This window comes from Candidatus Nomurabacteria bacterium (assembly GCA_020632395.1).
Taxonomy (GTDB): Bacteria; Patescibacteriota; Dojkabacteria; order SC72; family JAHDCA01; genus JACKFQ01.
The window spans coordinates 79118-100383 of the sequence record JACKFQ010000001.1 but is presented as its reverse complement, the minus strand read 5'-3'; the positions used below and the strand labels follow the sequence as shown (position 1 = coordinate 100383).

Below are 21266 nucleotides of genomic sequence, written 5' to 3'. Positions count from 1 at the left end.
GTGGATGGTTGAATTATTATCACAAATTTGAGCACATTTAGAACTTGATATTAATCTCCTAGTAAATTTACTTTCTGCCAGACTTGAAAAAATCCAGAAAAATAGTTTGACACAAATATATTGATATGTTTTAATAATTAAGAGATATATATCATATATATCCTTATTCAACTCAATAGAAGTTTTCTTTATCCTAATGAACAGGAGAGTTGATTAATACATGTAATATATGTAGTCTCCCAAACTGGAGCTTTTTTGCAATGAGTAAATATATTTGGCCACCAAAAGAACAAAGAAAATATGACAACTATATGGGATTAGGAGTTCATATTTATGAACAGATGTTCGGTTCATTGAGCGACGAACCTGATAGCCCTTATAGGCGAATTTCTATTGCAAACATTGGGTTTTCGTTAGATCCGACTAAAGGTTGTCCTTTAAGATGTTCTTATTGTGTGAGGTTAAGCAATAAAGTAGATGGATTATTTGATGATGAAAAGAATATCCAAGATCAGAAACTCTTTCAGACTTTACCTAAAGTAGAAGTAGATGGTGATGTTTTAATTAAAAACTTGATAAAGCATCCAACATTTTTTCCAAACGAAGCCGTGATATCTATATCCACTGGGTCTAGTGAAGCTTTTGCGCCTGTATCAGAGGAACAAACTATTAAAATCCTTGAAGAATTAAGACATAAACAAAATTTAGCTAATCCCGTATGGATAGTAACTAAATTAGGTATAAATCAAAACCATATCAAAAAGTGGGCTGCTCTATTTACTAAGTATACGAAGCAAGGACCAATAATTCTTTCTGTAACATCAAGCGGTCTACCCTCAGAAATTGAATCCTATCAAGCAGATAGATTTAAATTTGTGGAAGATTTACAACAATCTGGTGTATATATTTCGCACCATCTTAGACCGATAATTAGGGGGATAAATGATTCTGAAGAAATCTTACGGAGTGAATTGCAAAGATCATTACCACTTGTAAAAAGTGTTTGTGTAGGTGGTTTAAGAATGGATCCTGGCATCAAAATTGCTTGGCAGGATATTAATAAACTTGATCCAAATTTATTACCCAACAAGCCTGGTGAAAAGGATTTACCAGAAAATGTTGTTGAAAAAGTGAGGCGATTCATGGACGAACTAGGATATTCTTCTACTCCATTGTTTATACACTCATCTCACGTTATAGCACATGCAACCGAAAAGTTTGATCATTGTTTACAAGAGTTTGCTGGTGGTAGTGATAAAGAAGTAGTATTAACAATACCCAAAGTAAATCTGATAAAAGATGTACAAAATTTAAAGGAAATAGTTGCTAAAACTAAAAACAAGTTAAATCTAGAGTGTGAGATAGCTGTCAAGGAAAATACTACTAGTGTAAAAATAACTACTAATGATTCGCAATTATTCAAAGATTATAGAATCAAGAAATTATTTATACAAACTGTAGGTCATTACAATAATGTTGAAAAAGTTATGAATACAGATATCCTTTCATACTGGAAAAAATATAATGAAAACTAGTGATAAGTTGATAATTGGTACATGGGGGCTTTCAAGTGCGGGGTGGCATAAAAAAGATATGTCAAAAGACCAGTTATATAAACTTTTTGACAAAATTATTGATTATGGTCTACGAGAAATTGACACTGCTCAAGTTTATGGTCAATTAGAAGACGTTATTGGTTTATATCCAAAGCGAAATCAGCTGTTGATAAATACAAAAATTCCGTCACTAAGTAGGTTTTCGGTTACAGATCAAGTTACAAATATTGATGAATACTATCCAATTAATTACCTTGAGAAAGCTGTTGATAAGTCGCTAAATTCACTTAAAGTAAATATAATCAATACATTATATTTACATAATTGGCATAAATCATTCAATTTTGAGGGTTCTGGAATATTAGAATTAATAGAAAAGTTAAAAAGGGAAGGAAAGTTACTGAAGTTTGGAATTTCCCTTCCTGATAATTACAATACTAGTAGTACCAAAGACTTTCCCGTTGTCGATGAGTTGATGGTGCCGTATAATCACATGAATTCTTGGGCAAAAGAAATTGTTGTGAAATTACCTACCCAACCTTTCATACTACGTAGTATTTTCTTACAAGGATTATTGTTGAAAAACATCAATGATCTTGCTATTGATGATATGCGTTTAATTCGTAATTCAGATTACAAGCTTATTGAGCGAAAAAATATTGGAAACAAGTTTTTGCGAAACTTTCTAGAAGAAAATATTGAAGTGTTAAGTAATAAACGTATAAAAATACTGATTGGTGTTTCCAATAACCATCAGTTGCAGAATAATTTAGACCAAATTAGAAGTTTTAATGAAAGAAAATAAAAGAATTAATCAAATTGTTGAAAGTTTAAAAGCAGATTCTTCTGTGAACTCAGTTCTGCTTGTCGGATCTGCTGCAAAGTATGGCGAAAAGAAAGCTAATGATATTGATTTTATTATTATAGTTGACAACCTTGAGTCAGATATTTACAAGTCACTTTCTCATTTAATACAAAAAGAACCATATTACTTTAGTGATGATGTAGTTAGATATTTTGATAATGTTTTACAAAAGGAAGTAAGTTTTTGCTTTAAGGGTATAGTGGAATTTATTGACGAGATTAAAGGCTTTACAGATTCAGAATCAAACAAAGTACTCGGATCTACAGTATTTTGGAGTACAGGACCTAATATCCCTGAAATATTTTTTGACGATATTGTAAGATCTCATATTCTTTTTGATAGAAATGGCCAAATAAAACAATTTAGAAATTTCTTACAAAAGATTCCTGAGAAATTTAAAACAAACCTGACAGAACAACTTATTAAATTGATTAATCATCATTATAAAGTTTTTGAGAAAGGAAATAACATAAGTAAGTTGATTAACTATTCTGAAATGCTTTACAGCTATATAAGATTAGTCAATATCCAGAATGATATGTATTTTGTAGGTATGAAGCACTATAAAGATAATATTGAGTCATTTTCAAAGGAAGACAAAGACCTAATAATTTCTTGTATTAATTCTTATCAAATTGATACGAATCTAATTGATGCAATTTTGAAATATGCAAACACCAGAAAATCAAAATGATCTAAGAACTGTTGCACAATCAATTGGGATTAAATTTGTCACACAAACATCAATACTTCCAGGAAGTGGATATGAAAAGACTGAGTTTGTTTTTATGAGTGCTATGGCAAACGAGGATTTATACGTTAATGAACCTCCCACACAAATGCAATCAAGCATGGCTTTGGTAAGATGCATTAGGAGGGGTAAAAACCAGCAGCTGCAACAAAGCAGCTCTATTTGGTGTGATGCTGGTGAATCTACGAGACATTTGAAAACGTTTGACATGTTAGGCTTTTGGGGGAAAATGGATTCCTTCGATGCTATCTCAAAAGTGAATTCAATGTTACATGCTTTACTGCCGAATACATGCAATATTGTAGCTAGAGTTCATCCAAAAGATGTTGCTTCACAAGATTCTCTTAAGACATTGAATATGCCGTTTACATTGGATGATAAATGTCATTTCGACAAACCTGAGAAAACAAACCGAGCTGGATACCGAGTAGAATTTGTAGCAGATGCAGAGATTGAAGGAGTACCAATTAATTGGGAATTGCAGAATTTAACGATTATTTCACAAGCAGGTGATCAATTGCTTGATCCGCCAATGGCACAAAGTGGTGGAAGTGTAGAACGGGTTGTAGCGATACGTGAAAATAAGCTAGATGTCTTTCAGACATCGTTATTTCCAATAGATGAAATTGCGAGCATCAATAATTTAAAGCCAGAAAACGAAAATGATAGAAGAGTTTTTAAATTAGCGGATTTGGCTCGTACCATAATTACAACGGCATATTCTGGTGTGTTTCCTAAATCAAAGGGATCTGTACAAGAAAGATTAGTAACTAACTTATATAATACTTTCTTACAAGTTTGTATGGGGTTAGGTGTCACACCATCAGAAATGCGGAATATATTAAAAATTTTAAATGAACATCAATCTGAAGGAAATTTAGTTAACGAAGTTAGAGTTGACGATTTATTATTCCAGGATATAGTTAACAAGCTGAATAACCGTATAGAAAGCGTTTCTCATGCAAATAACTTCAAAACACAAATTTTATCCGCTGCAGGTCATACTATCTCGGAAAGTATAACAACACTGGCTGAACAAGTGTCAACAAGTAGTTTTGTCGAAGGTGCACCAGGAATATTTATTAATCAGGATCCCATCATTGATCTGGAAAGGATTAGTAAGTTGGGCTTGGATTGGCAAATTGCAGGATTGTTATCAAAACAACCAAATGCAAAAATAAACTATAAGGTAATTGGAATAAATAATGAACGTCAATTTATACTTCCTTTTAAAGATGAAACGGAAGCAATAAAAATTGGAGCTGATTCTGCTCAGGAGCTATCTGAAGCACCTGGACAAGTATTAGATTATTGTTATGACGAGGAGATGAACTCACTCACGATTACTGTGTTACAAGTTGTAGCAGATCGACCGGAAGAAAAATTGGTCTTAATAAGCGAACCAGCTTCTCTTCGTTTTGACTCAGATAAAAGATATGATGTAGACAACTCTGTGAAGCGGGCGTTAAAAACTTTCCAAAGAAAGGTTATGGCTGAAAACAAATGATGAATAATCAATCTGAACGATAAATTTTGCATGGTGGAATAACTGAGAGAAATGAAGAAACAATGAATACTTAATTTTGGAATATAATTGGTCAATGTTTAGAAGACAGCAACAGATTGTGATTATTTCCATGGGGTAAATCACAAGAGAGGTGGGATGATATCGTTGTTGATGTAAATTCACAGTTAGGTGTTTCCAATCCTGACATACTGATTCCACACACACCTAGAGACAATAAAGAGAATGATCTTATTTAATGGATGGAGGAGATGTTTTAACTTTTAAGTATGATGTGGAAGCATATAGAGAAGTATTAATATCACATACTGGATTGATAATTGGAGTTTCTGCAGGTGCGTTAGTTCTTTGGTGAGAGTATTATAGTAGATTTTATGGACAATTTAGTCAAGGGCTAGGTTTAATCCCTAATACCATTGTATGTCACGCTAAGCGGATCACTGGAGTGAAGTTTCCGAAAGCTAGTATTTTAGTTAATGAGAAAGGCTAAATAAATATATATCATGATAAATCCCGATTATTATTATCCTCAAGTGCAAGCTGGTGACAATATCATTCGTCCAGTTCTAACTACGGGGTCGATATGTCGAACACAAGATGGAGATTTGATTTTCAGTGGCAATTGTCCTGCTGGAGAGACATGGATTGTTGGCTCGCCCGGAGGAAAACATGCACCAAAAATTGATAGATCCCTTGAGGAAACAATGTTAAGAGAGTATCAGGAAGAACTAGGTCTCGAGGCAAATGAATTTGAGTTTGTGACAAAATCAAGTAGTGGTGGAATTGCAAAGGTCACCACGTCCCCTCTGTATGCAGAGGGTTGGAACTTATTGGATGAATTACCATATGCACCTGGGCGCAATCCTGAAACTTTAATATTGCAAGGTGCTGTGCCAGAAAGATTATCTTTAGCAGCAGTATTCAGGACATACCTTTTAAGAGAACCTATTCCAACTGATGATAACCCTCTTTTATTTCGGGTATCAACAGCTAGCTTAAAGAGGCTCCAGGAACAAGCGAGAAGTAGTACAACATTATCTGAAGTTAGGAATTTGGGTATACAAGAAGAATCTCTACGAAAAATTAGTCCAGAAGCTAAGATTGTGTTTGTGGGAGCTGCCGGAGCAATAATAATGAATCAAATTAAAATATAATTTTGATTTTACTCAGTAAAGTCGGTATTTTCGTTATTTAATAATTTGAAATTCGTCTACAAATTACTGCTATGACTAAATATTTGTTCCGATTCTTAATTACACAGTCTTCAATGTTTTATGTACTTTGGAGAATGACAGCAAAGAAAAATTCTATTGATTTATGATATGTAGATAAGCTACATCACACTGGGTTCGAACCGAGATATACTTGGTGTAATGGTACACTTGCGTTTGTTAGTAAGTTTGGTAGAACAAAGCTCGAACCAATGTAGTTCGGTAAAATGGTTTAGTGTAAATAGATTCATGGAATGTTTGATTAACTTTTCTTTTGAAGCGGGAAACGAGATGACGCTCGCTAGATACATGCAGAAGCATGTACTGCATGTTTTCAGAACTCTCAGTGCTTCGCACTGATGGAGTTCGAACTATGACAAAATGCTCAATAAAAACGACCCCTATCGGGGTCATTTTTACTGAGCAAGGTATGGGACGAAGTTAGAACTAGAATGTAAATGATTAATCTAGTAACTAATCCAATTCTGAAGTTAGCATTTATTCAATAGATCCTTTTGTCTGTATTAAATAAACAATATTTAGATATGAATATTTAACATTTTTTCGCATATAGATGATCATGTGTCATAGATGATTACTTATATACTCTAATAAATATTTAATCTGGACCCCCGCACTAACCTATAGTACAATATCGGGATGCATAAAGTAGAAAATATTAGAGAAAAAACTAGACGATTAAGATCATTTTTAGCGATCCCTGAATATCTTGATGATGTAAATTCTTTACGCTCAATGCTTGCAGGTAGACTTATCCCTGTTGAAGAGCGTGAAGCTATTAGAGTCTATAGCCGTGGTGTTGTCGCATGTTCGGACTTTCAAATGGGCAACATATCACCAGACATGCTTTTTAGGCCACTAGTTGTCAACACATTGCCTTTAACGACACCAGTTACTTGTATCTCGCATTCTCCCGATAGCGATATAATGTTAATCCAACAAACCACATACGGTAGAGTTTTTGATATGGCAAATGTGAGATTGATGGAACTTATAGATTTCGAGACCGATCCAGATAAATCTTCAATTAGTAGACTAGAGAGTTTTTGTAGAAGATTCCCTGGCATGAGTAGCTATCAGTTAATCGGGACTTCCTCAAATCCTACAGCAAAAATCAGCTTACCGAATGGAGTATCAATATTCGTTAAATCATATAATTTCCCATCCAAAGCTATTAATGAAGCTAGAGTACTAAGATATATAGATTCAAAAGGGCTAGTTGGATACCCTTCAACAGCACTGCCATATGAACTCCCCAATAACACTGGAATCTTAGCAATGGAGTGGCTTGACGGTTATTTCCCTCTATTAGACAGACTACATACCCTCTCTCCAAGTGAAAGAGATATTGTTATACGTAGCACTTTAGGAACCCTGATTGATTTGCATCTGATCGGAGTCGCTCATGGAGAACTTAGTTGGAATCAAGTTATGATTAACGACAGGCTTGATACATCAATCATAGATTTCGAAGAAGGATCTATAGAAACGACTATCAACTCAAAGATGTATAAGGACTGGAATGTTTTTTTTAGTGTAATGCTTCCTGAAATGCTTGGAGTGAATCCAAATGGATTCAATTTTTGGGTTGGGTTCTCATCGCTTTTTGGAAATACTCAAGAGATGAATCGAATCCGTAATACCATGATGAATGTAATGCCACATCAAATATTTGGAGGCCGCTTTGTACCTAGTCAGAAACAAATCAGGTCTGCGCTTCTCAAACTAGCTAGTAGACTTGAAAACTCGTATACAATTGACCAAGTAATACAGGCATTTCTTGTACATATGACTGCTGGAAGAGTTGCAGATATGACTGAATTTTAAACTGCATGCTCTACATACTCATGTTGTAAAAATAAACCCCACCATAAAAATGTGGGGTTCAAGTTATACTTGGAGCGGGAGACGAGATTCGAACTCGCGACCTTCTCGTTGGCAACGAGACGTTCTAGCCAACTGAACTACTCCCGCAGAGTTTTTCCTTCTTTGAGTTACTATACCCTTCCCAACTATAAGTTAGCGGGATGGTGCCGAGACCCAGACTTGAACTGGGGACACCCTGCTCTTCAGGCAGGTGCTCTACCAACTGAGCTATCTCGGCAAGTTTGCCCTTGATAATATCATGAACTTAGCAAAACCATCAAGACAAAGAAAAACTCTTAAAAATAGAATCATCTGTTGCAATGAACTATTTTTATTTCATGAAAAGAATTCACTCAATATAATACACGATGAATTTCAAGATCAATATCCGCAACAGCTTGAATCACTGGGAATACGTTGTAATACAAAAACTCCTATTCGGAAAGTGTAAACGCTATAAGATCGCTATTAGACAAGATTTCGCCACCTATGTACCACTGCCACCCATCGCACTATAAGTTAGCGGGATCAATTCAACTGGATCATCAACAATACGATCCGGCCTCGCCTTCTCAAGAGAATTCCGATCATTAAACCCCCAAGTCACACTGACCACCTTAATACCAACCTTCCTCGCCGCCTCGACATCCCGAACCTCATCACCGACATAAATACAATTTGCTAGATCAGTCTGGAAACTTTTTACTAACTTCTTTATCTTCGAGGACTTACCCAACAGTGAAACACCTCCAACGATCGGATCAAAATAATTCATGCCGAATTTCTCAAGAAACTCCTTTATGAATGAGGTATTATTTGAAGAAACAATGCTTAGATCGTGCAACTTTGAGAGTTCCAAAACAGCATCTTTGATCCCCTTTATAGGCACCAATTTAACTTTGTGGGCTTCTAGCTTCCTTTGAAATGCGACCGAAGCCAAAGCAACCTGTGTTGCCTTAAATCCGTGTTCACGTAGCGCTTGAGAAACATGCATACTCCTGGCACGAACGATCTGTTCCTCAGTAAAATGCGGAAGACCGAAATCATCAACTATATCGTTTAGAATATCCAAAGAAAGATCAAAGGTATTTGCTAATGTACCATCAAAATCCATAATGATAAAACTCATTACAACTCCTCAATAAGATTAACCATCTCAGCCAGAGTAGCTTCAGGAGACTCATAGACAAGTACATGACCTACATTTGGGATTATTGAGCATCGCGATCCAGAACCCAAACCCTCAATAGTTCTCTTTAGCACAGCTGGACTTTTATAGAATCTATCTTTCTCACCTGCCAATACAACAACCTTACTTCTTTGAGCAACTTCAGATAATTTTGACAGACCATCAAACTCGATCGTTTCAACAACCATATGGGCAAAAGCCCTCCCCGATGTCTTTTTCATTCCAGCGATCGTAGCTTTCTTATAATCACTCCAACTCATTTTAGTTGTATTATTGACCCACCCAATAAAGTGAAATACCCCCGATCTGATGACAACTCCAACCAGAGCATCCGAGTAAGGGATCTTATTTATTACTCGACCGAAATTTCTTACCACCACATTGTAAAAAGGTCCCTCCAATGTACTTTTGATCAAAGGACCAAACAGTATCGAGCCAGAGAAGAGGTCAGGAGAATCTGCAGAACATTGTATGGCGATCATTGAACCCAATGAAAGCCCACCTATCCATGCGACAGGTGTAGTCGAAAATTCCGTATCTATAACTGATCGAGCCACTTTCCTTATCTGTTGGCTATATTCCGCGAATGAATACTGTTTCATCTTCCCTGAAACACCATATCCTGGTAGATCGATCAGAAGAAAACAAAGCTCGCTTCCGTTATATAATGAGATAAATGGCATCCAAGACTCCCAATCATTTACCAGACCATGAATTAAAACTACCAAAGTATTTGCTACTTTTGGATCACCGTACAGCACAGAATGGACCTTTAATGCATTATCTAGAGTTATATCGATATGTTTAATTTTCATAATCATAATTATTCACAATTATCCAAACACTAAATCAGTTCTGACACACTTTAGAATTCAACTAACATCGCGCTTTCTGATACCATAGATCTGCGATATCATATACCTCACACTACATACAGATCGAGGCTTCAAATTATAGCCGCTTGATAGATCAATATCCACAATACTATTGTCTCTGCGCTTTTGCATCTTTAACAACCTTGGTTATCGCAGTTCTGAAATTTGAGTTCGAGAACTTTTCATATCTCTCTCTTTCGATCCGTCTATTGATCCTTATCCCCTCACATCTTTTCAAAGCTAGATGGATAGCATTATACTCAAGTTCATCGATAAATACACCATTAACACCATCTTCGATCGTTTCCAACGCGCCACCGCTTGCCAGCGCCACCACCGGTGTACCAAGTGCGATCGATTCCAAAGGAACCAGACCGAGATCTTCTTCGCCGAAGAATAACGTTGCTTTAGCCTCTGCTATCAATTCAAGAAGATCTTGCCTATCAAGCCATCCAGTGAAGTGAACATTTTTGTATTTTGAATACCTTTTATTCAGCTTACGAATTATCGAATGTTCTCCCGTTAGATATACGACCTCATTAGAACGGATCGCGTATTCTATAGCCTCTATAGCACCTTTATTTTCCTCAAACCCTGACACTACTACCAGATGCTCTTTCTTTTTTTTATCAGGATAATTGAATAGTTCATCAAGGTCTATCAATGGTGGGTAGATCACTCTATCTGCAGTTCTATTGTAATATTTCTGTAATCTCTCTTTGACGTACTCGGAGATCACGATTATCGAATCAGGTCGAGAGGATGCTACAAGATCCCACATCCTCAGATAATGAGCAAAGGTGCGAAATAAAATCCTTATCGGTCTGGACATATTTCTCAGATATATATCTTTTTGATCCCAGAGATATCTCATTGGTGAATACACATATGCGATATGAGTAGCATTTGGATGTGTGATAACACCCCAAACAGTAGAGGCAGAGGAGGAAATTACTGAACTGTATTCTGAAAGATCCAGTGCTTCTGTAGCAATCGGCCATAAAGGAAGTGTGAGTTTATATATCGATCTGATCAAAGGGATATTTTGTAAGAATGAAAATCTAATCTTATGGCCAGGATATTTAGCTATGATCTTTTTCTCATCACCAAAGAGAAAAAATAGATCGGCATCAGGGTAAATTTCTGTAAGTGCAGTCAAAACTCTCTCAGCACCTCGATAGTTCCAATACCAGTTGTGGACAATTGCTACCTTTTCCCTCTCTCTACTCATCATGATCATATTCTACAAGTGTACGCCTACGCATTAATATCAATCTCCTCGAAACTCGGTAAACCACGTTTGTCCCTGTAAATACCATCAAACCACCAAGTAGAACAAGAAAACCGGGTAAGAACATATCACTTTCAAATATACCTGTGATCGGAGTGACATAATTTCCAGTACCGCTATTACCAGTTGAATCTTGGATTGTAAAAGTTGCAGAAACAGGCTTAGAGGTGAGGATGTTTTGTGGAGGGCTTCCGTCAGAGATCATGACACTCTTAAATGGAGCGTCTGTACCTGTGTATTCCCAATCAAAAGTGACAACACCATCCCAAAGGGTCTTGAATGTGATCCTAGCAAAGACATCGGGGTTTGCACCTGTTTTGTACAGATCACCAGCACCCGACTGAGTAAATCCAGATAACATCAATACACCATTTGTATTGTCAGTTGATTGCTCGTCAGCAGGGAACTGATCAAATAAGGCATTGTTTCGCTCTGCTTTAATTATCTCAACAAGGGTTGGGTCAAATGTTATCACACTTTTTGCTTTGATCAGCTCCTCCCCATCACTATCGATCAAGATATCTAATGTGAATTCGTCGCCTTCCATAACATACCCACCAGTAGGATTGAATTTGAATGTCGGAGCAGCAAAAGAGGACTTAGGAAATGCCAACATAAAGGCAACTGCTATAATATAGAACAAAATTTGGCGATAAGAACGTTTCATACTGTGATTCAATTATTAATATTTCCCTGATATTATACTAAAGGAATGGATAAAGAAATAAAAGCCTCGATCTTAGTTCAGGTCGTTGCTTATAAATCATTAAAAGAGCTGACAGAGTGTTTGGATTGTCTTCTGGCTGATCCTGTAACTGATATTGATCTGGATATTTCTATATTAGACAATTCCTCAGAGATCGATATCACATCGGATCTTAGAGAAAGATTCCCAACTGTAACATTTGCAACCTCAGATAAGAATCTCGGTTTTGGGAAGGCTCATAACAGGATCTTTCAAAACAGTCATGATAAACAGTATGATCATATACTCATCCTCAATCCTGACTCACGGATCTCTTCAAAAGATATATCTGCTCTTGTTTCTATCGCTCAAGAAACGGGGGCGGGGGTAGTTGCACCCTCTCTATACAACGATAACGAAGATGAGGCGAGTGTTATTTATATGATACCAGGTCTACTATTACCTTTTTATGTCATACTGAGTAAGTTAGGACTGATCGATAAGAGATATGGTCAGACAATATTCAAGAACAGAGCAGAGGTCGAGGCGGTTAGTGGAGCTTGTATGCTGATAAAAGCAGATCTTTTTCGAGATCTTAAAGGCTTTGATGAGGATTTTTTCATGTACTATGAGGATCATGACCTATGTAGACGGATCCGCAGTACAGGTATGAAGATATTGATAGAACCGTCGATCAGGGCATTTCATCATATAGGTACAGCCTCAAAGGATCATCAGGATCAGAAGGCTTGGTTGTGGCTACAAGCAATCTATTCACAAGCACTATTCTACTACAAACATGACAATATACTTGGAGCATCGGTTGCGAAGCTAGTCACGCTAGGCCTATTATTCGTAGGTAGAAATAGAATATCACCGGAACAGTACAAAGAAACCGCAAGTAAACTTAGATCCTTAAAACGATGAGCTATATCGATACACTGATCATTTCTATAACTCAAGCGATCACAGAATTGTATCCAATATCTAGTTCGGCCCACCTGATAATAGTCACAAAATTCCTAAATATCGAGCCTTCGTTAATGTTATTGACATCCCTACACCTTGGGAGTGCCTTAGCACTGATTGTAGTATATCGTTATCAGTTGAACATAACTATCAAGAAACTCCTCAAAATAGATAAAGATGAGTTCTTGAAATATCTTTTCGGAATTACACCAGCGATCATTGGAGGCGTACTCATCTCTGGATTCATTGAAGATATATTTTATGGTGTCGCAATAATAGCTTTTAACCTTATGTTTTGGGGAATATTAATGATATTGATCGAATATTTTGAGATCCGGAGTAAGAGGATGACTCGGGATGTTGTTTCCGTACGCGATAGTATTTTAATAGGGATGTCACAACTTTTGGCTCTGATACCCGGAACCTCGAGATCTGGTATAACCACTATGACAGGGATGTTATGTGGAGTTCGTAAAGACGTAGCACTTGATTTTTCCTTTCTTATCGGAATACCTCTTCTTTTAGGTGCCTTTTTCTACGAAGCTATCAAAGATTCAGATAATAGAAACATGCTTAACACACAGTACATCATCGGTATCATCGTAACCTTCATAGCCTCTCTGATAGCTTTGAAGTTTCTAAGGAAGTTCTCAACTAAACGATTTCTGACACTATTTGGTGTATACAGGATCATACTCGGGATCTCACTTTTACTGTGGCTTTTTTAGGTCAAATCCCTTGATCATTAGCAATTTTGTTGGATCAACTGTAGAGATGCTCGATATACTAGCATTTTGTTCGATCACTACTGTTCTATAATGATCAGACAGGTAATTTACTATCTTTTTCAACCGATTTTTCCCTTGTCCATGAAATTCCATAGCTATAGATCTAACCTTCCCTATTCTACTTCCTAATGAGCGTATTATCTGCCATTCATATCCTTCAGCATCTAATTTCAGAATGTCTATGATCTCATCACCGAAACGATCTTCTAATCTAACTGTCTCAACATCGATAGACCCTCCCATCAAAGTACCATTCCATCCGCCACTCAACAAACTTCCATTTGACTGCCAATTATTCTTTGTATGGTCAATGAAAAGCTGAGCTCGGGCATTTTCTGTACCGACTGCTACCTGATAAAGATCTACATTTGGTAGTTCTGCATTACGAATATTACTACTCAGTATAGTAAATAATTTGGGGTTTGGCTCAAATCCGATAATACGAGAATTAGGGTAGCGTGTATGAAAGTATATGATTGACAATCCGATATGTGCCCCGATATCTACTATAAGATCGGCATCTTCGACTGGAAGATCATATGAGCGCTCCTTAACTATCTCATGCGAAATGACTCGGAACTCTTCTTTGTTTTCATACCCTATCGTAAAGCCCAGGAACTTACCCTTCATACATCCTAAAATTCTTGAATTATCAATGCATTATATAGAATTTTTCCTATTCATGCTCAGTTCCAAAATTGTAGATCGACCAATGTCGTAAGTGATAGAGAGGTAAATAGTAAGTAGGGTCGATGTAAAATTGTAATGTCGGGGTCGATGTTCTTCTGACATCGAGGTCAATGGTGTTTTCAGTCAGCGGTGACGATGCTCTAACATCGAGGACAATGGTGTTTTCAGTCAGCGGTGACGATGCTCTAACATCGAGGACAATGGTGTTTTGATGTCGATTCTCAACAAAACTCAGACAGTAATGGTATTTTTCACTGATCTTGGTAATTGCACGACTGCTTAGTAGATGAACTACTTGGCGTCATCGTATGTGTTTAATATCCACCAATCGAATGTCACTCCGTTTGGAATTGGTGACCCAACAGATACTGTAAAACCCTTACCTACGACTTTGTCTTTGACATACAAGACCTGACCAGCAGTATCAGAGGTCGGAGTTACTAATATCTTCGAGCCTTCTTCTACAGAGGTTGTATCTATAGTCACCTCTGTTGAGGATGCTGTCAATTCACCACTACCTGCTGTTCTCCCATCCTTATCGCTTGTATCGATCAAGATCTGTTTTGCGATCAATCTATCAAGTTTCAGATCACCATCTATCTGCAACAAACCTCCATCGCCATAGAGAACTCCACTGATCAGCATATCTCCAGAAACTGCGACATTACCTTCTGTTGAAATCTTAAACATTCCACTTGCGATCGAAAGTGTATCAGAAGTTAGATCACCAAACACTCCAAATCCACTATAGACTCCTTCTGTTTCAATCTCTGTATCTGCCTTAATTCCAGTATTCGTCATACTCCAGTACTGTTGAGGAGACCCAGTCCCGACACCTAGAATTGCAATTGAGGCTTCTAGGGCATCTATGCGTAGATCTATCTCTGATATTCTCGAAGTATTCTCTCCCAGGATCTTTGCTGAATTAGGATCGGTCGATCTAAGTGATCTGTCGGCATTTTTAATGCCATTTATCATAATTTTCAAATCAGCAACCCTGTTGACCAAGCCTTTTATCCCGGCAAGTGCGACACCAGATGTATCCATAGCAGCGATAGATCTATTATCCTGTCCGACACTAAATAGTTGGTAAAAATCCTCAGCATAGGGTCCGATATGATAGTATTTTGAATCATCGACCTTATAGCTCCACTTCTCCACAGATAGCTCGGAAATATTATTCAGGATCTGATCATAATCTAATAACGTGTAGTTCTCCTTTAGAGCTCGTGAAGATGTGGAAGTCCAAACACCAGCACTTGTCAGATATCCTCCACTTGACGTGTCTATCTGCCTACCAGAGGTCACTGAAGATTGCCCAATAGCTATGGCACCTGAACTCACTACTCTGATCGCTTCTGTAGCTCCGTTATTTCCGACTCGTAGTGAAATAAAGTCCCCTGAACCGTTACCTGAGGTACTTTGGATGATAAGGTTCGAAGCTGCTAATGACCCACCCAAAAGTAGAGGAGTCGTGGCACTGGTCTTATTCTCAGATGTTGTGACAGTTAGGTTTACCAATACAGATGTGCTACTAGGATCGAGATAGTATGCACCATTGTCCCAGTCACTGATCCTATCAGGTATGAGCAGATCATCTCCAGAAGTATTGCTTGTCCCTAGGACGATCGTATCGCTACCTGAGTTCAAACTGATCGCATTTGAGTCTGTGGTCTGAATTGATAGTGTACCTCCTGCGTATGTCACCTGTGGAGTTGTAATACTTGTTGTAAATGTAGGACTAGTTCCAAATACTAATAAACCCGACCCTGTCTCATCTGAAATAGATAGAGCAAGATTTGCAGAGGACAACGTATTCGTTAATTGCCCGCCCGTAGTTGTCGCAACCAACCTATCTGCAGTCAATCCGCTAAACGTTATATTTCCGCTGCTCGTGATACCTGCTGCTGCTGCTATCTGTCCACTACTGTTTACCTGGAAGAGGTCACCATTGCCTACTGTGAGGGCGGAAGCTGGGGAGGTGTCGCCGATACCTAGATTGCCTCCGGAAGCTAAACGCATTGCCTCAGAAGGTAAACCGAAACTAATGTACGTACCTGTTATGGTCAATGGCTGATCAGATGCAGCACCTGTTTGGTCGACACCTCCAATCCTTCCTCCGGTACTATCAGCTCCTATTCTGACTCCTTTTGTTGATCCAGCGATTAGACCTATCAAGTTACTGTCCGCACCACTAACATGCAACATCGATGTCGAACTTGGCGAGGAAGTACCAACACCGACTTGCCCACCAAAATAGCTTTTTCCATCAGTCACATACACACCATATGCGGTACCTGAGATACCTGATAGAGAGTTGATCCTTAAGCCGTAGACATCTCCATACCTAGCAGCACCAGCACCAATTTCAGCCTCAAAAAATGAAAGACGACCGTTTGGTGTTCCTGAAGAGTTATAATTCACTGTAGTCGCATGAAATACTATAGCCGATCCATAATTTGTTGCAGAATTTTGGAATGATATCGAGGAAGAGATTCCTCTTGTATTTGCATTCAACCGCCTACTACTTACAGTCTGATCATCGAGTCTTGTATCAACAAAAACCCCAATGTGATTTCCGGTCTCTAGATCACTCAATAAACCTCTATTTGCATAAATATATACAGCTTGCGTGTTTCCACTTCCGGCACTGAATGATTTGTTGACATCTAGTGGGTATGATGCACTCGTTACCCCTATCCCTACATTACCACTCGCGTCAATAATGAACGGTGTCGTATCCGATCCCGCATCATTCACTTGGAAACTATTACCCGTACCTGTATTAGTTATCGAAAATACCTCTGTACCATCTACCGCGATATCTGTACTTGCATCTAGTGCTAGGGAATCTTTGAACTCTGTGAAATCAAGAGAGTCTGCCGTTATAAATGATGCACCGATAGTGCCTCCACTTAATACTCCGGATGAAACCGTGACAACTCCATTAGACAGTCCACTAAACGTTATAGTTCCGCTACTCGTGATACCTGCTGCTGCTGCTATCTGTCCACTACTGTTTACCTGGAAGAGGTCACCATTGCCTACTGTGAGGGCGGAGGCTGGGGAGGTGTCGCCGATACCTAGATTGCCTCCTGTAAAGTAAAATGAGTCGTTAGTATTAAATCCAAAATCTGCGGTATCGTTATCAGTCGCTTCAAATCTTAAAATTGGGTTCGCTGATTGATCTGCACCTAAGTAAATAATTCCGGCTGACTGGTCAACAGAGAACATCGATGTGAGAGGTGTATCACCACCAATCATTAGATCCTCCGTAGTCATAAGAGACCCGTTTCTAATTTCTACTCGATATGGAGAAAGAGTTCCTGATGATCTGAAGATAAAATGTCCCTCACCACCAGCAAGAGGTTCGTAACTTTCAAATGTTATTGCATTGAAACCTCCCGTAAGGTAGTCGTAGTCAAACCCTAATCGCAGTTCGGGATTTCCTCCTGCTAGGGCATCCTCTGCCCTAAGTGTAATCGCTGGTTCAAAAATGTCACCGACCACACCTGCATAGACATCTAACAACGATTCAGGTGTAGTTGTGTTTATCCCCACATTTCCTGAGTTGTCGATCACAAAGACATCAGCAGCACTTTTTTGTAATTGGAGGATATTTCCACTCCCGCCAGTTTTATTGATGAAGATAGAACTTGATGTGCTGGTGTCGGTTTGTACACCCGAAGGTGCAAACTGCACAAAATTATCCTCACCAAATCCATTGATATTATCTGCACTATTTGCCCGTATCGCAAAAGGTGCTGCTCTGACGGCCATCCTACCAAATGCATCCGAATACGCTCCTCCCGGATAGGCATCGCCCTCCTTATCAAAATGCACCTGAGCATAAACAGTCGAATTATTTATGAAGATATCCAAAAATGTCGTTTCTGTACCAGCTGTCCATGTATCACCAGCACCAAGCGGGAGATTGAAGACGCCGTCGTATGCACCGATCTCAATATTTGAAAATTGTTCAGTACCAAGTGTGTTGCCTCCTGTAGAAGCATCGTAGTACACAACTTTGAAGTCACAGCTGTCGGCACCGCCGGAGATACATGTAGTTTCTGAGGATGATACGTTGATGCCAACATTGCCCGAATCATTGCGGACAATTTTACCCTGGAAATTTAGGGTTTCTGCGGTTTGGGCGCGCACCAATCTAGCTCCTGTCAGAGTCGTGATACCAAAAAATACGACAAGTAACAGAACACCATGATACGCAACCGGTATTCTCTTACTGAATCTATTCATTTTCTACGTAGTTATTCTATATATTCAGCTATTTACATCTTATTGATTATTCATCTATAAGTCAAAGAACCACACCGCTCAAATAAGACACTTTAACATTGATATAAAGGCATATATTCGACCTCCTCCAAAGACTTCAGACTACAGGTTGCTACAGGATGATATAATCGAAGATGATAAAGATAGAGCAAAGTTGGCAGGAACTATTAAAAGATGATTTTCAGAGCGAATATTTTCGTAACCTGATCAAATTTATTAAACAAGAATACAGATCTCACACAGTTTACCCACCCGGCCCGAAGATATTTAATGCTTTTGATTCATGCCCTTTAGAGAAAGTTAAGGTTGTGATCTTAGGTCAAGACCCATATCACGGACCCAAGCAAGCAAATGGTCTCAGCTTCTCTGTTTCAAAAGACCTTGCTTTACCACCTTCACTTCAAAATATTTATAAAGAAATTGAAGACGATCTTGGGATCTCTGTAAACAAGAACGGAGATCTGAGTCGATGGGCAAAACAAGGAGTTTTACTTCTGAATGCTACATTGACAGTACGCGAGGGCCAGGCTGGTTCACATCAAGGAAAAGGATGGGAGGAGTTTACTGATGCGGTTGTCAGAAAACTTTCTGATGAGAAAACAGACCTTGTATTCTTACTTTGGGGTTCGTACGCCCAGAAAAAGGGTGAGGTTATCGATGAGGAGAAGCATTACGTATTGAGATCAGCACATCCATCCCCCCTATCAGCACATCGCGGTTTTTTTGGAAATAAACATTTCAGTAAAACTAATAAATTCCTGATATTGAAAGATATTGAACCTATCGATTGGAATTGAACCGTGCTAAAGCCACTGAACTAATCTACAGCGTTTGAGCTAAGCTACAAAAACTCAATCGAAATATAGGCATTGAACATATATATCGCCATTGCACCGACATACCGCCATCGAACTGATAGCTTAATTACTAGTACAAATGCTTCTTTAGCTAGATATTTCGTCGAGGAGAGATGAAGTAGATGTCTGATATTGAAAATTCTCTATGATCAGCCCATTACCCCAAGTAGATCCAAACCAGTCATACTATCAGGAGTCTCAATGCCCAATACAGACAATACCGTAGGAGCCACATCAGCTAATAGACCAGAAACCGGCACATCTCTACCTGTACCTAATTTCATAATGTTATCACCTGGTTGATGAGTTATCTGAGACATTCGACTTAGTAGAATAAATGGCACGGGATTATTTGTGTGATAAGTGTTGATAGTACCATCTTCACGATTGATCATCGTCTCACAGTTTCCGTGATCAGCGATTATGATCGCACAGCCATCAGCTTTGAGAGTCGCTGTTGCGACATCCCTTACACATTCATCGATAAATTCATTCGCTTTGATCGTTTGTTCGAGATTTCCAGTATGTCCGAGCATATCCGGATTCGCAAAATTCATGATAATGAATGAATAGTCAAAATCCTTATTTCGATTGATACGATAGATAACTTCATCCCTAATGACACCTGCACTCATCTCTGGTGTCTCTGAATAATCAAAAACCCTTGGTGAAGGAATATTAAAGAAGTCCTCACCAGCATGTGGCTCTTCTATACCACCATTGAAGAAATATGTGACATGCATATACTTCTCCGTTTCACTGATATGTAGCTGTTTTAACCCTTTATTTGAGATAGCTCGTGCTAATGATTCCTCGATCTTCTTTGGAGGGAACACAACCTTCGTTGGTAATCCATCCTCATAACCTGTCATTGTCACAAACATCAGATCCCTAAGCTCTTTCTCTTTTTCGATATTTGGAAAATCTTCCATGACAAAAGCTTTTGTCAGCTGTCTTGCACGATCTTCTCTAAAGTTGTAGAAAAGAGCGACATCTCCATCTTGGACAGCTCCTAGCGGATTCCCCTCCATATCTACTATAGTTAGAGGAGTAAAGATCTGATCATTCTCTCCATCTGCATATGCTTTCTTGATGGCATCGAGCGGATCAGTTGCTACCTTCTTGGAAGTACCCCTGATAGCATCATAGGCCATCTGTGTCCTTTCCCACCTCTTATCCCTATCCATAGCATAGAAGCGCCCAGATACAGACCCGATCCTACCAATACCTAGATCCTGGAACTTTTTTAAGAGTTTCTCCACATAACCATAACCAGTCGTAAGACCTGTATCCCTACCGTCTAGAAAAACATGAACAACAGGATCTATCTCAAAATCTTTGCAGATCTGTAACAAAGCAAAGAGGTGCTCAATATGCCCATGTACCCCACCATCACTAAGCACACCCATCAGGTGCATCCTAGAACCGGTGCCGGATCCAGATTTCACTTTTTTTATCGCCTCAGCAATTATTGGGTTTTCATGGAATGTCCCATTCTTTATGGCATCATTGATACGGGGTAGTGATTGGTAGACTACCTGTCCAGAACCGATATTTAGATGACCAACCTCAGAATTCCCATTCTCCAATTCAGGAAGACCTACATGTACACCCGATGCATGGATCAATGTACTGAAACCCTTGCTCCATGCAACATCCAAGAATGGAGTACGTGCTTGAAGTACTGCATTTCCTAAAGGATCAGGATGTATACCTAAACCATCCATGATGATCAAAACTACAAGGTCTTTCCTAACATCCTTGACTGATGTAGACTCGATCGGAGATCTTACAATTTTAATGAATTTCTCAAACATACTGATGATATAAT

At 38.5% G+C, this 21266-nt stretch carries 16 protein-coding genes and 2 tRNA genes; 9 read left to right on the top strand and 9 right to left on the bottom strand.

The window, feature by feature from the left end; translation table 11 throughout:
* The first annotated feature begins 260 nt into the window (after positions 1-260).
* The 6 genes from H6763_00455 (at position 261) to H6763_00430 (ending at position 7756) form a co-directional block, all read left to right on the top strand.
* Positions 261-1535, top strand: a complete 1275-nt coding sequence (locus H6763_00455) for a hypothetical protein (GenBank protein MCB9803284.1) — start codon at positions 261-263, stop codon at positions 1533-1535.
* Positions 1525-2361: an aldo/keto reductase gene (locus H6763_00450; GenBank protein MCB9803283.1), complete on the top strand. Its 837-nt coding sequence runs from the start codon at positions 1525-1527 to the stop codon at positions 2359-2361. Before H6763_00455 ends, H6763_00450 begins: the two co-directional genes overlap by 11 nt.
* A complete protein-coding gene (locus H6763_00445; protein MCB9803282.1) occupies positions 2348-3115 on the top strand; it encodes a nucleotidyltransferase domain-containing protein in 768 nt (255 codons plus the stop codon). Before H6763_00450 ends, H6763_00445 begins: the two co-directional genes overlap by 14 nt.
* Positions 3090-4679 carry a hypothetical protein gene (locus H6763_00440; protein ID MCB9803281.1) on the top strand — a complete coding sequence of 530 codons (1590 nt, stop codon included), beginning with the start codon at positions 3090-3092 and terminating at the stop codon, positions 4677-4679. The genes H6763_00445 and H6763_00440 overlap by 26 nt, the downstream gene beginning before the upstream one ends.
* 521 nt (positions 4680-5200) lie before the next feature.
* Positions 5201-5851, top strand: a complete 651-nt coding sequence (locus H6763_00435; GenBank protein MCB9803280.1) for a hypothetical protein — start codon at positions 5201-5203, stop codon at positions 5849-5851.
* A 717-nt stretch (positions 5852-6568) separates the two neighbouring features.
* Entirely contained in the window at positions 6569-7756 is a 1188-nt protein-coding gene (locus H6763_00430; GenBank protein ID MCB9803279.1) for a hypothetical protein, read from the top strand.
* Positions 7757-7826: 70 nt separating this feature from the next.
* On the opposite strand, the gene H6763_00425 is transcribed toward H6763_00430, so the two are convergent.
* From H6763_00425 to H6763_00400, 6 genes are all read right to left on the bottom strand, one after another.
* Positions 7827-7903: transfer RNA gene (locus H6763_00425), tRNA-Gly, on the bottom strand.
* 54 nt (positions 7904-7957) lie between these two features.
* Positions 7958-8033 (bottom strand) — tRNA-Phe (locus H6763_00420).
* Positions 8034-8282: 249 nt separating this feature from the next.
* Positions 8283-8924 carry an HAD-IA family hydrolase gene (locus H6763_00415; GenBank protein MCB9803278.1) on the bottom strand — a complete coding sequence of 214 codons (642 nt, stop codon included), beginning with the start codon at positions 8922-8924 and terminating at the stop codon, positions 8283-8285.
* Positions 8924-9799, bottom strand: coding sequence for an alpha/beta hydrolase (locus H6763_00410; protein MCB9803277.1), 876 nt, complete (start codon positions 9797-9799; stop codon positions 8924-8926). The genes H6763_00415 and H6763_00410 overlap by 1 nt, the downstream gene beginning before the upstream one ends.
* 169 nt (positions 9800-9968) lie before the next feature.
* The gene (locus tag H6763_00405) at positions 9969-11093 is read right to left on the bottom strand and encodes a glycosyltransferase (protein MCB9803276.1); all 1125 of its coding nucleotides are present in this window, start codon (positions 11091-11093) and stop codon (positions 9969-9971) included.
* Positions 11083-11817: a hypothetical protein gene (locus H6763_00400; GenBank protein ID MCB9803275.1), complete on the bottom strand. Its 735-nt coding sequence runs from the start codon at positions 11815-11817 to the stop codon at positions 11083-11085. The genes H6763_00405 and H6763_00400 overlap by 11 nt, the downstream gene beginning before the upstream one ends.
* A gap of 45 nt (positions 11818-11862) precedes the next feature.
* On the opposite strand from H6763_00400, the gene H6763_00395 reads away from it, so the two are divergent.
* Together H6763_00395 and H6763_00390 are read left to right on the top strand one after the other, a co-directional pair.
* A complete protein-coding gene (locus H6763_00395; protein MCB9803274.1) occupies positions 11863-12762 on the top strand; it encodes a glycosyltransferase family 2 protein in 900 nt (299 codons plus the stop codon).
* Positions 12759-13532 (top strand): undecaprenyl-diphosphate phosphatase, encoded by a 774-nt coding sequence (locus H6763_00390; protein ID MCB9803273.1) that lies wholly within the window; start codon positions 12759-12761, stop codon positions 13530-13532. The genes H6763_00395 and H6763_00390 overlap by 4 nt, the downstream gene beginning before the upstream one ends.
* On the opposite strand, the gene H6763_00385 is transcribed toward H6763_00390, so the two are convergent.
* Both H6763_00385 and H6763_00380 read right to left on the bottom strand, forming a co-directional pair.
* Complete coding sequence (locus H6763_00385; GenBank protein MCB9803272.1) at positions 13515-14222, bottom strand: FkbM family methyltransferase; 708 nt, start codon at positions 14220-14222, stop codon at positions 13515-13517. The two genes, H6763_00390 and H6763_00385, sit on opposite strands and share 18 nt — an antisense overlap.
* Before the next feature lie 351 nt (positions 14223-14573).
* On the bottom strand, positions 14574-18539 hold the full coding sequence (locus H6763_00380; protein MCB9803271.1) for a tail fiber domain-containing protein: 3966 nt from the start codon (positions 18537-18539) through the stop codon (positions 14574-14576).
* 173 nt (positions 18540-18712) lie between these two features.
* On the opposite strand from H6763_00380, the gene ung reads away from it, so the two are divergent.
* Complete coding sequence (ung, locus tag H6763_00375; GenBank protein ID MCB9803270.1) at positions 18713-19375, top strand: uracil-DNA glycosylase; 663 nt, start codon at positions 18713-18715, stop codon at positions 19373-19375.
* Between the two features lie 209 nt (positions 19376-19584).
* On the opposite strand, the gene H6763_00370 is transcribed toward ung, so the two are convergent.
* On the bottom strand, positions 19585-21252 hold the full coding sequence (locus H6763_00370; protein MCB9803269.1) for a 2,3-bisphosphoglycerate-independent phosphoglycerate mutase: 1668 nt from the start codon (positions 21250-21252) through the stop codon (positions 19585-19587).
* Positions 21253-21266 lie beyond the last annotated feature (14 nt).

Bases quoted from the DNA above. Each gene is read 5' to 3' on its own strand.
- H6763_00435 (MCB9803280.1), top strand. From the start codon at position 5,201: ATGATAAATCCCGATTATTATTATCCTCAAGTGCAAGCTGGTGACAAT.
- H6763_00385 (MCB9803272.1), bottom strand. From the start codon at position 14,222: ATGAAGGGTAAGTTCCTGGGCTTTACGATAGGGTATGAAAACAAAGAA.
- H6763_00430 (MCB9803279.1), top strand. From the start codon at position 6,569: ATGCATAAAGTAGAAAATATTAGAGAAAAAACTAGACGATTAAGATCA.
- H6763_00380 (MCB9803271.1), bottom strand. From the start codon at position 18,539: ATGAATAGATTCAGTAAGAGAATACCGGTTGCGTATCATGGTGTTCTG.
- H6763_00445 (MCB9803282.1), top strand. From the start codon at position 2,348: ATGAAAGAAAATAAAAGAATTAATCAAATTGTTGAAAGTTTAAAAGCA.
- H6763_00405 (MCB9803276.1), bottom strand. From the start codon at position 11,093: ATGATGAGTAGAGAGAGGGAAAAGGTAGCAATTGTCCACAACTGGTAT.
- H6763_00450 (MCB9803283.1), top strand. From the start codon at position 1,525: ATGAAAACTAGTGATAAGTTGATAATTGGTACATGGGGGCTTTCAAGT.
- ung (MCB9803270.1), top strand. From the start codon at position 18,713: ATGATAAAGATAGAGCAAAGTTGGCAGGAACTATTAAAAGATGATTTT.
- H6763_00455 (MCB9803284.1), top strand. From the start codon at position 261: ATGAGTAAATATATTTGGCCACCAAAAGAACAAAGAAAATATGACAAC.
- H6763_00395 (MCB9803274.1), top strand. From the start codon at position 11,863: ATGGATAAAGAAATAAAAGCCTCGATCTTAGTTCAGGTCGTTGCTTAT.
- H6763_00410 (MCB9803277.1), bottom strand. From the start codon at position 9,799: ATGAAAATTAAACATATCGATATAACTCTAGATAATGCATTAAAGGTC.
- H6763_00370 (MCB9803269.1), bottom strand. From the start codon at position 21,252: ATGTTTGAGAAATTCATTAAAATTGTAAGATCTCCGATCGAGTCTACA.
- H6763_00390 (MCB9803273.1), top strand. From the start codon at position 12,759: ATGAGCTATATCGATACACTGATCATTTCTATAACTCAAGCGATCACA.
- H6763_00400 (MCB9803275.1), bottom strand. From the start codon at position 11,817: ATGAAACGTTCTTATCGCCAAATTTTGTTCTATATTATAGCAGTTGCC.
- H6763_00415 (MCB9803278.1), bottom strand. From the start codon at position 8,924: ATGAGTTTTATCATTATGGATTTTGATGGTACATTAGCAAATACCTTT.
- H6763_00440 (MCB9803281.1), top strand. From the start codon at position 3,090: ATGCAAACACCAGAAAATCAAAATGATCTAAGAACTGTTGCACAATCA.